At 42.8% G+C, this 13291-nt stretch carries 23 protein-coding genes; all 23 read right to left on the reverse strand.

What is annotated here, in order from left to right:
• Positions 1–34: 34 nt before the first annotated feature.
• Entirely contained in the window at positions 35–340 is a 306-nt protein-coding gene (locus tag ACJJII_RS00155; RefSeq protein ID WP_444917887.1) for a hypothetical protein, read from the reverse strand.
• A gap of 142 nt (positions 341–482) precedes the next feature.
• Positions 483–806, reverse strand: a complete 324-nt coding sequence (locus ACJJII_RS00160; protein WP_444917888.1) for a tetratricopeptide repeat protein — start codon at positions 804–806, stop codon at positions 483–485.
• A complete protein-coding gene (locus tag ACJJII_RS00165; RefSeq protein WP_444917889.1) occupies positions 790–1101 on the reverse strand; it encodes a hypothetical protein in 312 nt (103 codons plus the stop codon). Before ACJJII_RS00165 ends, ACJJII_RS00160 begins: the two co-directional genes overlap by 17 nt.
• Positions 1102–1233: 132 nt before the next feature.
• On the reverse strand, positions 1234–1692 hold the full coding sequence (locus ACJJII_RS00170; protein ID WP_444917890.1) for a hypothetical protein: 459 nt from the start codon (positions 1690–1692) through the stop codon (positions 1234–1236).
• An 18-nt stretch (positions 1693–1710) separates the two neighbouring features.
• A complete protein-coding gene (locus ACJJII_RS00175; RefSeq protein WP_444917891.1) occupies positions 1711–2148 on the reverse strand; it encodes a hypothetical protein in 438 nt (145 codons plus the stop codon).
• A 91-nt stretch (positions 2149–2239) separates the two neighbouring features.
• Positions 2240–2806 (reverse strand): hypothetical protein, encoded by a 567-nt coding sequence (locus ACJJII_RS00180; RefSeq protein ID WP_444917892.1) that lies wholly within the window; start codon positions 2804–2806, stop codon positions 2240–2242.
• A gap of 170 nt (positions 2807–2976) precedes the next feature.
• A complete protein-coding gene (locus ACJJII_RS00185; RefSeq protein WP_444917893.1) occupies positions 2977–3339 on the reverse strand; it encodes a hypothetical protein in 363 nt (120 codons plus the stop codon).
• A gap of 73 nt (positions 3340–3412) precedes the next feature.
• The gene (locus tag ACJJII_RS00190; protein ID WP_444917894.1) at positions 3413–3961 is read right to left on the reverse strand and encodes a hypothetical protein; all 549 of its coding nucleotides are present in this window, start codon (positions 3959–3961) and stop codon (positions 3413–3415) included.
• A gap of 82 nt (positions 3962–4043) precedes the next feature.
• Positions 4044–4577 (reverse strand): DinB family protein, encoded by a 534-nt coding sequence (locus ACJJII_RS00195; protein WP_444917895.1) that lies wholly within the window; start codon positions 4575–4577, stop codon positions 4044–4046.
• A 495-nt stretch (positions 4578–5072) separates the two neighbouring features.
• Entirely contained in the window at positions 5073–5831 is a 759-nt protein-coding gene (locus ACJJII_RS00200) for a tetratricopeptide repeat protein (protein WP_444917896.1), read from the reverse strand.
• A 185-nt stretch (positions 5832–6016) separates the two neighbouring features.
• Entirely contained in the window at positions 6017–6310 is a 294-nt protein-coding gene (locus ACJJII_RS00205; RefSeq protein ID WP_444917897.1) for a hypothetical protein, read from the reverse strand.
• 103 nt (positions 6311–6413) lie between these two features.
• Complete coding sequence (locus tag ACJJII_RS00210) at positions 6414–6749, reverse strand: hypothetical protein (RefSeq protein WP_444894573.1); 336 nt, start codon at positions 6747–6749, stop codon at positions 6414–6416.
• Between the two features lie 88 nt (positions 6750–6837).
• Positions 6838–7725 carry an IS3 family transposase gene (locus ACJJII_RS00215; RefSeq protein WP_444917898.1) on the reverse strand — a complete coding sequence of 296 codons (888 nt, stop codon included), beginning with the start codon at positions 7723–7725 and terminating at the stop codon, positions 6838–6840.
• On the reverse strand, positions 7677–8030 hold the full coding sequence (locus tag ACJJII_RS00220; protein ID WP_413662312.1) for a transposase: 354 nt from the start codon (positions 8028–8030) through the stop codon (positions 7677–7679). Before ACJJII_RS00220 ends, ACJJII_RS00215 begins: the two co-directional genes overlap by 49 nt.
• Before the next feature lie 99 nt (positions 8031–8129).
• Complete coding sequence (locus ACJJII_RS00225) at positions 8130–8408, reverse strand: hypothetical protein (RefSeq protein ID WP_444917899.1); 279 nt, start codon at positions 8406–8408, stop codon at positions 8130–8132.
• A 504-nt stretch (positions 8409–8912) separates the two neighbouring features.
• The gene (locus ACJJII_RS00230; RefSeq protein ID WP_444917900.1) at positions 8913–9443 is read right to left on the reverse strand and encodes a hypothetical protein; all 531 of its coding nucleotides are present in this window, start codon (positions 9441–9443) and stop codon (positions 8913–8915) included.
• Positions 9444–9544: 101 nt separating this feature from the next.
• Complete coding sequence (locus ACJJII_RS00235) at positions 9545–9871, reverse strand: hypothetical protein (RefSeq protein WP_444917901.1); 327 nt, start codon at positions 9869–9871, stop codon at positions 9545–9547.
• A gap of 124 nt (positions 9872–9995) precedes the next feature.
• Positions 9996–10298, reverse strand: a complete 303-nt coding sequence (locus tag ACJJII_RS00240; protein ID WP_444917902.1) for a hypothetical protein — start codon at positions 10296–10298, stop codon at positions 9996–9998.
• An 8-nt stretch (positions 10299–10306) separates the two neighbouring features.
• Positions 10307–10501 (reverse strand): hypothetical protein, encoded by a 195-nt coding sequence (locus ACJJII_RS00245; protein ID WP_444917903.1) that lies wholly within the window; start codon positions 10499–10501, stop codon positions 10307–10309.
• A 1307-nt stretch (positions 10502–11808) separates the two neighbouring features.
• The gene (locus ACJJII_RS00250; RefSeq protein ID WP_444917904.1) at positions 11809–12057 is read right to left on the reverse strand and encodes a DUF7336 domain-containing protein; all 249 of its coding nucleotides are present in this window, start codon (positions 12055–12057) and stop codon (positions 11809–11811) included.
• 488 nt (positions 12058–12545) lie between these two features.
• Positions 12546–12848, reverse strand: coding sequence for a hypothetical protein (locus ACJJII_RS00255; protein WP_444917905.1), 303 nt, complete (start codon positions 12846–12848; stop codon positions 12546–12548).
• Positions 12829–12963, reverse strand: a complete 135-nt coding sequence (locus ACJJII_RS00260) for a hypothetical protein (protein WP_444917906.1) — start codon at positions 12961–12963, stop codon at positions 12829–12831. Before ACJJII_RS00260 ends, ACJJII_RS00255 begins: the two co-directional genes overlap by 20 nt.
• A complete protein-coding gene (locus tag ACJJII_RS00265) occupies positions 12956–13276 on the reverse strand; it encodes a hypothetical protein (protein WP_444917907.1) in 321 nt (106 codons plus the stop codon). The genes ACJJII_RS00260 and ACJJII_RS00265 overlap by 8 nt, the downstream gene beginning before the upstream one ends.
• Positions 13277–13291: the final 15 nt, after the last annotated feature.

Consider the following 13291-nt stretch of genomic DNA (forward strand, 5'->3'; position numbering starts at 1 on the left):
AAATGCGCAGCATTTGCGGTCGTGCCGGCACTTGTTAAGGCTTGACCGCTGATTCAATTTTTGACCTTAATCTCTTTGGGCAATCAGAGTTTAAGCATGAATCAAAAAGTACGGCTTCAGAACTTTTTAGCGCCTCAAGCTCCCTAATCGCAAACTCTTCGTTTCCCTGCTCTATTGCCTCAATAATTCCAGTAAGTTTCAGATAGTGAAAAACTGCATTATCAACAGCATTTTTTTGTATGAATTTCGCAACTCTTTCATCTGCAAGGTGATAGCCATACGAGCCACTACCGATCACAGCAAAAATAAATAAAACCGAAATTAACAGATTTTTATACATGCGATCTCAATTGACCTTAACGCCGCGCTCATCCGCAGCTTACTTTGTGCGCCTTTTTGCGCGAAAATGGTAGCGACAGCGATCATGCAAAAGGTGCACAAAGTAAGCTGTCGGCCTGCAGCGCCTTGTATGGTGGTGCCACCTAGTAACCTCGTTGCTCAATCTCCGCGATACGTTGATTAGCAAATTTAGCTAAGTTTGAAGAGGGCTGCAGCTCTACAAACTTCCTCAAATGAAACTTGGATCGCTCATACTCAGCTAAAAAATAGTAACTATTCCCAATGCTCCATTGAGCTGCATCTAATTTAGGGTCTAGTTCGATCGCTCTTTGAAAATATGGGAGACTTTCATTTGCACCAATAGATTTAAAAATAAGTACACCTAGTGATTGCTGAAGTGCGGCGTTATTCTCATTTATATCTAGTGCTCGGAAATATAAGTCTCTCGCCTCAGGCAGCCTCTCCATAGTGGAGTAGACTTATTAGTGCTGAGAAGCATTCTGGGTTTTGACTAAGTACGTTAAGGTAAGCGCTCTCTGCTTTCTCTAACTCTTGCTCCTTAAAGTATGCATACGCATCTTCGAGACTTTCACCCGTAAAGACATCACAAAAATCATTTTCTATGTGACCAGTTCCATAAGCCTTCCCATCAGGTGTCTCACGCATATGGTTGACGCTAGTATGCTGAAACGCATAAACAAGGCCCACTAAGATAGCTGCAGTCAAGTAAAAGAAAATAATAGGTTCATTCTTTATATTCATAATTTATTTTTTCTGCGAGAACCATAACGCCGTAATCAGACGCGGATTAATTTGTGCATTTTTTGCATGAAAATGGGAGCGCAGCGACCGTGCAAAAAATGCACAAATTAAGGCGTCGGCTGCATTGCATTGTTAGGCAGCGGGACTTTCCTCCACCACCTCTACTTTCTTGTAGCACGAATCTTCAATGCTCTTATAGTTGAGAATATTATCACAGAAATCTTTGTTTTCATTGTTGCAAAATAAATCTAAGGGCTCTAGCTGAATGAAATGTCCAAATGACTTTCCATTTTCAGTAATGCGTATTCCCATATATGGCGGCAGATCTGTAATTTCACTGTGATACCAAGATGCAGTTATAGAAATTTTGTAATTGTTGGTCTTTGGGAAAAATTGACCATAGCAATCAGGTATTACTAGTCGTTTCCCAGCGATAGAAAATGAATGTTTCTTTAAATCCAAGACTGCAGGCTGATACTTTTCTGGTAGCCCGATAAGCAGATTCCCTCGCAACTCAATGAGTCTATCTTGATGCGCCCAAGAAGAGCTATAAGCCGACATAAATAAAAGTACGTAAAGTAGTTTTTTCATTTTCACTGTCTAACGCTTTTAGCACCAGCGCCGCAGGCGTCGGGTGCCTAAACTAGTTAAATGTTGCACATATTCGCCTATTGTGATTCCGCCTGCAATACCACCAATCAGTGGCAATGCTACAAATTGCGCATGATAAAAATCCATAGATTGAACTCTTAGACTATTTAAGGCCAAAAGCACAACAGAGATAGCAAGACCTAAAGTTAAGACAACGTACTTAGAAACCCCTAACTTCTTAGCAAGAACCAAGCCCACCATCCCTGAAAGTAGTCCTTGAGTAAAATAGCTCTTAATATTTAGGAAGACGTCCAAATAGCGCGGTAAATCGAACAGGCCTGGCGGGCGAAAGTAAAGTGACGAACACAACATTGCACTCATCATAGTGACCACTAGTACTGTGTATTTACCGATCATATTCATATGACATTTAACGCCGCGCTCAGCTGCGGCCAATTTTGTGCGCTTTATGCGCGAGAATGCGAGCGCAGCGACCGCGCACAAAGTGAGCAAAATTGACCGTCGGCCTGCAGCGCCTTGTTAACTTCTATGACGGGTTAGGCTTGCTAAATATCTCTTGGAAAAACTCCATACTACTCTCGATTACGGCCTTAATTCGTTCGTCGCTTAACATTAGCGTGGCAGCTGAATTGTTAGCCAGCTCAAGGTGATATGGCCTCATCGGCCCATCTTTAAAATATATTTTGATTAGGCAATATACATCACCGGATACAGCACCCTTTTTATATGAATTGAAAACAGATTCAACGCTAACAGTTTCGCCATTTTTTGCTATTACTTTATCATTGGTAATTATTTCGTATTTATAGAGATCTTTTGCATAGAACTCCCTAGCGCTAACTTCTCCATCGCCCCCCAAAACAAGTACTGCTAACTTGTTTTCGCGCTCAATCTCCGCTACCGCCACATCACCATTTACAGAAAATATTTTTCTTGAAATATCTCTATCAATGTAGTTTGAATCCAAATAATCTGAGATGGCTGTCTTAGCTTTATTTGCCTTCTTTTTATGCGCCAAATGAAATGGGTAGAAAATCAAAAACGCTAATATAGAAGCTAAAGCAACAGCAATAAATATCCCAAATTTAATCATTAAAATTTACCTATTAATTTTCTTCAGTAATTAGGAAGCCTAACTATACAGTATGTCCACTGTCTCTCGGTAGCTCCCAAAGTTAACGCCAAGCTAACTGGACAGCCGGAGCGAAGCGGAGGGAACAAAAGCGCAGCTTTTGCTGTCCGGTTGAGCGCCTTGTTAGCCATTCATTGGCAGAATACTTTCCAAGCAAAACCATGGTCCCCAGTTGTTATTGTTGGGTGAAAATCAATTTTATAGCCATTAGGGCAATAACCTTCTTTCCGTGTGACTTCGCGCGTTATTGTGCTTGAAGCCACCCCCCTATTCCCACCATATTCATCTAGCTTTTTTGCCCCGATTGCAAAGTGGAAGATAGTATCGGTTTTCTTAGTGACCCGGCTATGATCTCGGTAGTAGATCTTTTCTTGAGATCCATGTGCATACCCATAGTCCACTCCATAATACTCAACATAATCCAAGCTTGGATAATAAACACACCCTGATGTATTTATAAATAGAAACGCGACAATAAGTTTATTCGTTCTCATGTATGGCTAACGCCTCAATAACCGGCGTAGCTTTGCTGCGTCCGGCGCCGTAGGCGCATAGTTGATTGACTTGTTAGGCATTTGCAACACGATAAACCTCGAATATACGATACGGGCCAGGCTCACACTGGTTGAAAGCCCCTGATTCAATAAGATGCTTTGCCTCTTCAAATGAATTTAATAAGCAGTGTGAGCTGACCTTAAACTCCTCGGCCATATGGTTGCATGAAAGTGGAGAACATTCAGCGTATGTTTGAGCCGTAAATGTGGTTACATCGTAGCCCTCGAGTATTGGCGACTCTGGAAGCTGAACATTGGTTTCAAATGACTCTTCAGGCTCGAATTGCTCCCACTCTAAAACTTCATCATTCCATTGCTGTTCATATACCTTATAAAAGAACAACTTCATTTCATTCAGATCAATCTTATGTTCTTTAGCTAGGTTTTCGATAATTTCAGGAGAATCAAAAAACCAATAGCCATTATGCTTCCAATAATTGATCCATTCGTCGAAGTCTTCAGATACGCAGCCGCTAACAGAATATATATCCTTTACCTGATCGGTCTTAAGCCAATCAGGTTTAGATACTACTGCTTTATACATGTAACCTGCGGGAATCATCTTGTATGCCTAACGCCCGCATTTGCGGCTGGATTGGAGCGTAGCGGAAAAACAGTCCGACAACATGCGCTTGTTATACCTATCACTCATTTGGAATACTCACTAGCAAGTCTGTTACCCCTATTTCTATGCCTGCCTGGTTTAGAAGAGTAGAAACCTGACCTCGGTGGTGCGCTTGGTGGTTAAAAAAATGCTGGATGAGATACCCAAAATTTTTAGCAAACGGTTCACCTTTAGTGTTGTTATACGACAGCACAGATGATAGCGCCTCGTCAGTAAGTTCATGTGCGAAATTTTGTATAGCCCTGTCCATTTCTATTCTGGCACTCTTAAGGCTTTCAAATTTAGCGTGTATGATGGAATTCAAAGCTTGTGGGTTTTCAAGGCCACAAACATAGTCAAGCGCCTTTAATGCTGATGGATGATTGGCAAATCGTTTGAGCCAAATTGTGTCACCAACCAGGACATGATTAAGCGTGCCAATGATTGATCCAAAGAAAGCCCCGCGATCTTTAGATAGTTCCTCTGCACTCAAATTGGAAGCAGATTCATAGATGCTTTCATTCATCCACTGATTGTAATCTGCCATCAACTCGAAATTTGATTTCAGCGACATGACTTACCCATTAGGTATAACGTTGCCAACAGGGGCAGCCGGAGCGTTTGCGTGCGAAGCGCGCTGCGTAGGCTGTCCAGCCTAGCCCCACAGGGGCTGGGCGAGCCTGCTTGGCCTGGTTATAGCTGGCGCGCACTGAACAACCTACTTGCTCTCTGCCAGCCAACTTTGGCTGGCCACTGCCCAATATTTACGAGGAAAGAATACCGCACTTTCCCCAACTAATTCCTATCTTACTGGCACTCCACAATGCGGCAACTAACTTGCAGAACTTGTTGGCTTTAAACGAAGGCACTTGAACGAAACTGCGGTACCAGTTTGAAGGAGGACTCTCTGGCGAAGCGTGTTCAGGTAGAGATTGTTACTTGCAGCAACTACAAACCATCTAAAAAATGACCGCCACAATAACGCTTGCCGCACAGGCGAGCAACTTGTTGCGAGTCCAGCGCACTACGTGCGCGCTTGTGCCGGCTCTTGTTAAATTCCGTAGCTTGGTTATAAGTACTTAGATCTGGCAATTGCCTGGTTCTTTTGAACCATGTCTATGCATTGCTTTGCGAAAACATGGATCTGTTGACCTTCTGAGCTCGACAAACCGAATTCATTAAATAACTCAGTACTTGACAACCCTTGATTAGCACCTAACTCCAGTCCAGCGACCATCCAAACTATGCCATCGGAGTCCTTTTCGCCATATGCTCCTTCAATCATTGCATAGCCGTAATTGTACATGGACTGTCCATCGCCAATGTAGGCAGCTTGCTTCAAGTAAGCCAGAGCTTTTTGCTCGTTCACTTCTACCCCTACACCGCTCTTATATCTGACCGACAGATCTGCAAGGGCTACCTCGTAATTTTTTTCACTCGCTTTTCCTACAAGAGCAAATGCCTTCTGGCTCGATTGTTCCACTATGAGGCCTTGTTGATAGAAAGCGGCCAGGTTATATTGACTCGGTGCATGTCCCTTATCTGAGGCTTTCTTATAAAAGGTATATGCTGCTTCTTTACTCTCTTTACCACCCAAACCATTAGAATACATTGTTCCTAACGCATACATAGAGTAAGCACTACCCTGATTTGCACTGGCCTCGCAAGCCCCCCTTGCTTCCAAGTAGTTTTCTTTCTTGACCAACTCCCTACATTGAGCCTCTCCTTCACTCTGGCCGATATCCTCAGAGCCAACGCCTACCTTCACCCCACACCCTAGTGTTTGCGACACGGCAAATACTAAAACAGAAAGAGAAACTATTTTCATATTTTTGTCCTGATACTTCGTGATTCAGAATTTAACGCCCAGCGCAGGCGCAGCCAGCGCGGAGCGCATTTTGTGTTAATGTTTGAGCGCCAGCGAGTAACACAAAATGTGCGTAGCGTTGGCCGTCGCTCTGCCGCTGTTTGTTATGCATTTTCCCATGCAAAAGCCGGGAGCTATCTCGTGCATTAGTGGTCTTTTTTTAGAACTGACAACTTTTCTTCAAGCTGAATATTTTTTAGCGTTAAATACTCTAGAGTGTTCCATATTCTTTTGAGCTTTCGCCCATCAATTATCGCTCCTTCTTGAGATCTATTGTAAATATTAACCATATTATTGTAGATACTGGTTACATCGGAAGACGAGATACCCTCTTCCACATTAAATTTACAAAGAAATTCTTTAAATCTATCATCGTTACGAAAAATATTGAAGGATCTATTGATTTCTTCAAGGTATACCCTTTCAGCCTCATTACTCATCCGCTAAATACTCTATGCATAACGCTTCGATCATCGGCTGGCGCCGCAACGCGGGGACAGTCCGGTATAGCCCCGAAGGGGCGGAACGAAATGCATCGACTTGTTATGCATTCGATTTAATCCCATATAAACGTGAACAATCCTTCCAGAAAGAATTAACGAAGCCAGGTTCATTATCAAAGTAACTTTCGAAGAAATAGTTATGAAACCATGCCATTGGGTAAGCGTAAAGCTCTCCATCGTCGCCTAGCTCACGCACCCAAAAATCGGGCGTTCTTGAATCCACGATATCAAACTGCTCAGGCTCATATAAATAAGGTTCTCCTTCATCACAAATAATTCGATAGGAATCACCTTCTATACCAAGAACGACATACTCTTTATCGACGGTCATATTATCCGCTTGATCGTCTAACTTCTTCTTAAACTTAACTCTCATAGTGATGATGCATAACGTCGGTAGCAAGGGCCGAGGAGCCTAAGCGGGAAGCCTCCCCCCTTAAAGTAGACGCCACCTTATATTCATCTTATGCGGCCATTCTTTCATATTCATCTGGGCTTTTGAACCCAAGTGAACCATGTCTTCTTTTAAAGTTATAGTACCTATCAAGATACCAAGCTAAGTTAGCTCTTAGTTCCTCAACGGATTCAAAATTAAATCCTTTGAAACTCTCAGTTTTCAGTGTTTGAAAAAATGATTCTACATACACATTATCATTCATAAATCCTGGACGGTTCATGCTCGGCTCAATACCCAGTTCTTTGAGTCGACTTTGGTATGCATAAGCACCGTACTCAGAACCTCGGTCACTGTGAAATATTAGATCTGATTCTATATTTCTGCGACGAACAGCTTTCTTTAGCGCTGACAGTGTTAGCTCAACAGTTCGAGTATCCGACAACTCCCAACCCAACACTTTCCGGGAGTAAAGATCAATAATCACAGCTAAATATTGCCATTGTCCATTGATCTTCAGATAGGTTACATCACCAGCCCATTGAGAGTCTGGTTTACTCGGCATACCATGCTCTCTTTGTAGGTTTTCAACCTTAATATAAGGATTTCCAGGCAAAGGGCGTCGACGATAGATCCTTCCAGCTTTCCCCACGATTCCAGCCTCTCTCATAAGGCGTTCAACGCGTTTGTGATTTATTCGTTCACCATTAGCTTTCAGCTCTGCGCTAATTCTTGGACTTCCATAATTACCATCATGCTGTGTATAGATAGCTTCGATACACCCTAGAATTCGCCTATTCTCTATGTCACGAGTGCTCTCATCTCGATTGAGCCACTTATAAAACCCTTGGGGTGAAACATTCAAGTATCTACATAAGTACCTGACACCAAAGTCTGATCGATTAAGAGCTATGAACGAGAATCTTTCAGCTTTGGATCTTTCAGGTACATTTCCCACTTTTTTAGGAAATCATTCTCCTTTTGCAATTTCTCGACCTGCTTTTTTAGACGTCTTATCTCTTTATCATCGGTTTGAGACCGATTTTTCGTTGTTTTTGTCATACTTATTCTACGACTGGGCTTCTCGACCAGCTTGCCTTCTCTACTTTCCTGTCGCCATCTATACACCATTACTGGATGCAAACCAATAATGTTGGCGATAGTAGTCGTATCTACTTTCAGTTGATTAGTGAGAGCTACCACTCTAACTTTGAATTCTGTTGAATATTCAACAACTCGCTCTTCACTCAGTATTTTCGGCATTTTTTCCTACCCTATTCAAAAGGTAGGCGTCTACTCAATGGGGGAAGGTTTCCGACGAGGTCCAGCGCGAAGCGCGAACTTGCCTACCTTTGTTATGCATTATTTTCCTTTCTTAAGCAGTTTGCTGAATAAAGAGCTTTTTTTAGCTTTTCCAGTTTTTGGCAGAGAAAAATTTGCATATTCTGGCACTATCGCTTTGGAACCATACTCTTTAAAATTCACACGGACAGTAATTTCACCTGATTTTATAAATTCAAATATAGCTTCGACCTTACCCAAGCCGAACATGGGATGCTCTAGACTCATTCCTGGCCTCACAATTCCAACGCCATCGACGTTCAATGAATCTAATTCTATAGCATCAAGCTTATTCGCCATTTCGCTCCCTATGCATAACGTTGCCAACAGGGGCGGCCGGAGCGTTTGCGTGCGAAGCGCGCCGCGTAGGCTGTCCAGCCTAGCCCCACAGGGGCTGGGCGAGCCTGCTTGGCCTAGTTATGGGCCCCCATTGTATAATAAGCAACCCTGAATTATCCCATAAAATAACACGCCCACCACAACACTACTTGGGACATAGTAACGAGCGTTATTTACCGGTAAAGCCGCAGTCAATAATGCTGAACAAACTGCTGAAACCACAGCAACACCAAACCAATTTCCCTTTAACCCTGGTGAAACTGCCCAAAGTACATATGCCATGGGAATCAAGCTTGAGACAAAAAGACAAACCATGAATTTCCACAGATATACACTTAATTTTTGGTCTTTGTGAATTTGGCTCAATTTCTAGCCCTATAACGCCGGCCACACAGGCGAGCGAAACGAAGTGTAGCGAGTCCAGCCAAATGCGTTTTTTGCATTCGGCGATTGTGCTGGCCTTTGTTAGTTTCGTTTTCCAAATACAAAGTGCTTTCCCTCAACTGTACCTAATGTTGGGAGCATATTATCCATGCCTCCTTTTATGGTTTTTCCGCTTAAGTCCCATTCAACCTGGGGAAGCCAATAGTCAAGCTCCTCTCTGTTGTCGTGGCACTTAATGGGCATGCTTTCATCAACCTTGCGTCCTGAAAAGGTTGGCCCAAAATTAAAGCATGGCCAAGTAGGCCTCCACCAGTACATATCGGGAAGCCCTGTTGCTTTGCCTTTGCGGGGAATATCAAAAGCAGTAATGGAGCCACTATGGCTTTTGTAGATCATTACGCTCCATTTATAGCCTCTGATTGAATCACCGTAGTTTGGGTGATCAAAAATTATAAATTCGCCATTATTAATCTTTGATATATCTAGCCTAAACAGGGCTGCTTCAGCTCTAGAATTAGGCTGAAGCGATGAAAAAAAAGGCACCATAGAGAAAACAACCCCTATTAATAGAGTTGTTAAAACTAGAATCGATAACGATTTCTTTCGGTTCATATTTAAACTAACGCTGAAATAATAGGCCGAGGCGCTTTGTGCCGAGGTCCCGGCCACGATTTATGTGGCCGAAATTAATTGTTTTGTTATGCGCACTTAGGTTAAATAAAATCACCAATTTCACTATAAACAAAATGCTCTTCACTTACCTTATTAAGTTCTTTAGCAATTTTATAGAATTCTTCCAGTGTGTCTATCAATGCTTCTTCTGGCGATTTTCCGAAGCCACTGGTCCACTCAGGAAAATTATCTTTGCCTAATACCGCCATGTTTGGAATGCCAGCAAACCTTCCATTTTCCTTTTCTAAAATTTTAACCTTCAAACAAGGGATTTCGAGATCCTTAAGCGGTGGCCCAACTTCAAAAATTGCTACAATTTTAGAGATTGGTCCAAACCGATCGCTATCTGTGACTTTCCAATCATTCATTTCTACTGAACTTCTTTACGCATAACGCCCAGCACACGGGCGGCCGAAATGAAGCGAAGCGCAATGTAGGCCGTCCTGCCCGGCGTCTTTTACCGGGCTTGCGTGCTGCTGTTTGTTAGGTGTTTTACTCATGCCTAGCCCTACCAATGAGTTTTAAATCTTCACTAATGCCGGTAAACATATAATTACCAACCGGAGCATAGTTTGGGTCACTATGAGCTAAAGGGTTTTTCCCAAGCCATTCAATTACAATTGAATCAGATTTTAAAATTTTATCTTTTTTTACCCACGACTTAAAAGAGGCCTCAAGTTCAAGATGCTTATAGGTATCACCTAGCATAACTACTCTCGCTTTTTCTCGGCCATCTGGCATATCTAATTCTACGATATCCCCGAGCCGAACATCTTGATTGTCACGATACTCCATCCGTACACCTAACGTTGCCAACAGGGGCAGCCGGAGCGTTTGCGTGCGAAGCGCGCCGCGTAGGCTGTCCAGCCTAGCCCCATAGGGGCTGGGCGAGCCTGCTTGGCCTGGTTATAGCTGGCGCGCGCTGAACGACCTACTTGCTCTTTGTCAGCCAACTTTGGCTGGCCACTGCCCGATAAATTTACTGGGAAAAATACCATACTTTCCCCACCAGTTAACTAACTGACTGGCACTTCACAATGGTGCAACTGACTTGCAGGGATCGTTGGCTTAAAACGAAGGCACTGGAACGAAACTGCAGTACCAGTTTGCAGGAGAGCTTTCTGGCGAAACGTGTTCAGGTAGAGATTGTTACTTGCAACAACTACAAACCATCTAAAAATTGACCGCCACAATAACGCCTTGCTCACAGGCATTTTTGTTTTTGTGTGTTTTGTGGTACTAGCGAAGCGGCCACAAAAGGCGCAAAAATAAAAATGTCCTGGTGCAGCAACTTGTTAGCTACGAACACCACGCCATACCTGCCAATAACTAACACAAAGTATACATATAACTATTAACATGACGGGTGCCCAAAACGGCGCCCACCATGACGAAGTGTAATCATTAAAACCAGCATCTTTAAGCACCGTACAGAAGTGATACCCCTTAAAAGTTACACCTATTAAATATTTTCCAACAACCCACGCGGCCCAGGGAACAAGAACAGCTTGGGGAATACTTAGCCATTTCGCCCATCTTACTCTTCTTGTGAATAGCAGAAGTACAGACACTAATAGCATTGTCGGCATGTAGAAAATGCCTGTTAATTGCCAAGCATCTTCGCTACCCATTGTGCAAGTAGTAATTTCCAAAGCTGGAATCATTAGCATTATGAACCAGCCTAAAATATTGAGACTTATAACGCTAAAATACACGAAATATTTCAATGTGATGCTCTTACTCGTATACAGCTAACGCTTTGATAATCGGCATGCGAAGCGCAGCGTAGCATGTCCGGTGGAGCCCTGTAAGGGCGGAACGAAATTCATCGACTTGTTATGTGCTAGCAAGCTGCAACTCAAATAGAAACAGCGTGCATATCGCAGAGATTCCGACTCCGCAACCAAGTCCGATAGTAACCATTTGAGTTTGCCAGCGATTGAGAGTATTGGATTTAAATACGAGAGGGACTAATGAGGCTGATGTGATAGTTAAAGCCGAAGTGAGTGCAACAACCCCAATTTGAAGCTTAGTACCGTTGCCATACATCTGAATAAGTACAGTTAAAATTAGTGCGGATACTGAAATGAAAGCGATTTCAGCACAGTGATAAATACGCTTCCAGTGCCTTTTCTCTTTCTGACAATACCATGCAATTTTTTCAGATAGTGACTTCAAGACTAGATCCGATCGTTGAATTTATGACTGCACATAACGCCGCCAACACGGGCCGAAATGGAGCAGCGAAGCTGCGGAATGTAGGTCCAGCCAGCTTTGCTGGCGTCCGTGCTTGGCTTGTTAAGCATTAGACTGTAACGTACCCCTCGGACCAATGATCTTTGCCTATCTCATATTCATCAATATAAAACCCACTTTCCTCATCGTCCTCAAGAGGATCAATTAGCTTTGGGCAACCAGAGAACCCTGGTTGAGAAGCTAACCTTTCAATGGCGCTTAGGGCATCCTCTTTACTTGCGTAGAGACCAATGACTTTTACACATTCATTATCTTCTGCGATGACGTGTAAGTGCTGTAGTAAAAATGCAGATTTCATATTGTGCTTAACGCCCACCACAACCGCATTTATGGAGGTGCATGTTTTGTGTTATGAGCGTAGCGAACAAAAAACATGCACCGGAATAAATGTCGGATTGCTGGTGCTTGTTAAGTGTTGTGGAAAGCACTTGCTAGCTCCCCCAGTACTTTATAAACTTTGACGCCCCACAATTTTTGCACTTCCAAGTTTCTTCGTACTTTCTTGGTCCCACATAAAATGACAGAGTAATTTTTGGCTTTATATTAATGCCAGCTGGGTCTCTAATCTTTACAAGACTCATTTTTCCACCACACTTTTCACATGGTTTGCTGATCTTTTTGTGAGCATATATTGTGACACATAAAAAACAAACTAGAGCAACCAGTAAAAAAACTATCTCTTGTTCTGACATGACTAACACTTAACGCCTCAATAACCCGCAGCTGGAACGCAGCGAAGCGGAGTGTAAGCTGTCGGGCGCCGTAGGCGCGAAGTTCATTGACTGGTTATGCATTTCTGCGTTTGTTACTCCGACGATTATTAACTCTTTCAATTAGTTCTGGGTCTTTATTGACAAACTTCTCAATAATTGCGAAGGATCTTGAGCTGCTCGTTTCCCTTAAAATACTTTGAACGAACCAAGGTAGGAGTGCGGCAACACCAACAATGGACGCTGATCTATTAACTACAGAACTAAACTCAAAGTATGCATTTGAAATAAAAAGTATGATAAAGAATCCCGCCATAAATGGTGCATATTTAATGTCTTTTTTTAGACTTAAGAAAAAATCAATCTCTTTGTTGGTCATTTAGGATCTCTGTATGCATAACGTTGCCAGCAAGGGCTGCCGAAGCGGAGCGTAGGCTGTCCAGCCCAGCCTCCGGCTGGGCGATCTTGCCTGGCCTGGTTATACGATTACTCATACTTGTTTTTGAATCCTGAAACTTCTGGCGACATTAGTAGCCGAGCTTCAGGCAATGTTGTTTCATATTCTTTAAGGTATTGCTCTGTTTCATAGGCCGTGCCTGTGACACGAATTTCTCCATCTATACGATCGAAAATTATGGGCGCGTTGCCGCCTAGATAAGTTGAAATATCATTCGGATTGTAATTCTTAGCTTGATAATAAAACACCCAGCCATAAGGTTTATCTTCAACGGCACTAACTTCGGCTACACCCTCAGTAGTTACTTCAACCCATTTAGATACTATTTCAAGTGCTTGGCTAAATCTCATAATCTCTTTTTCGTA

Source organism: Microbulbifer maximicatervae (SeqCode), assembly GCF_052467825.1.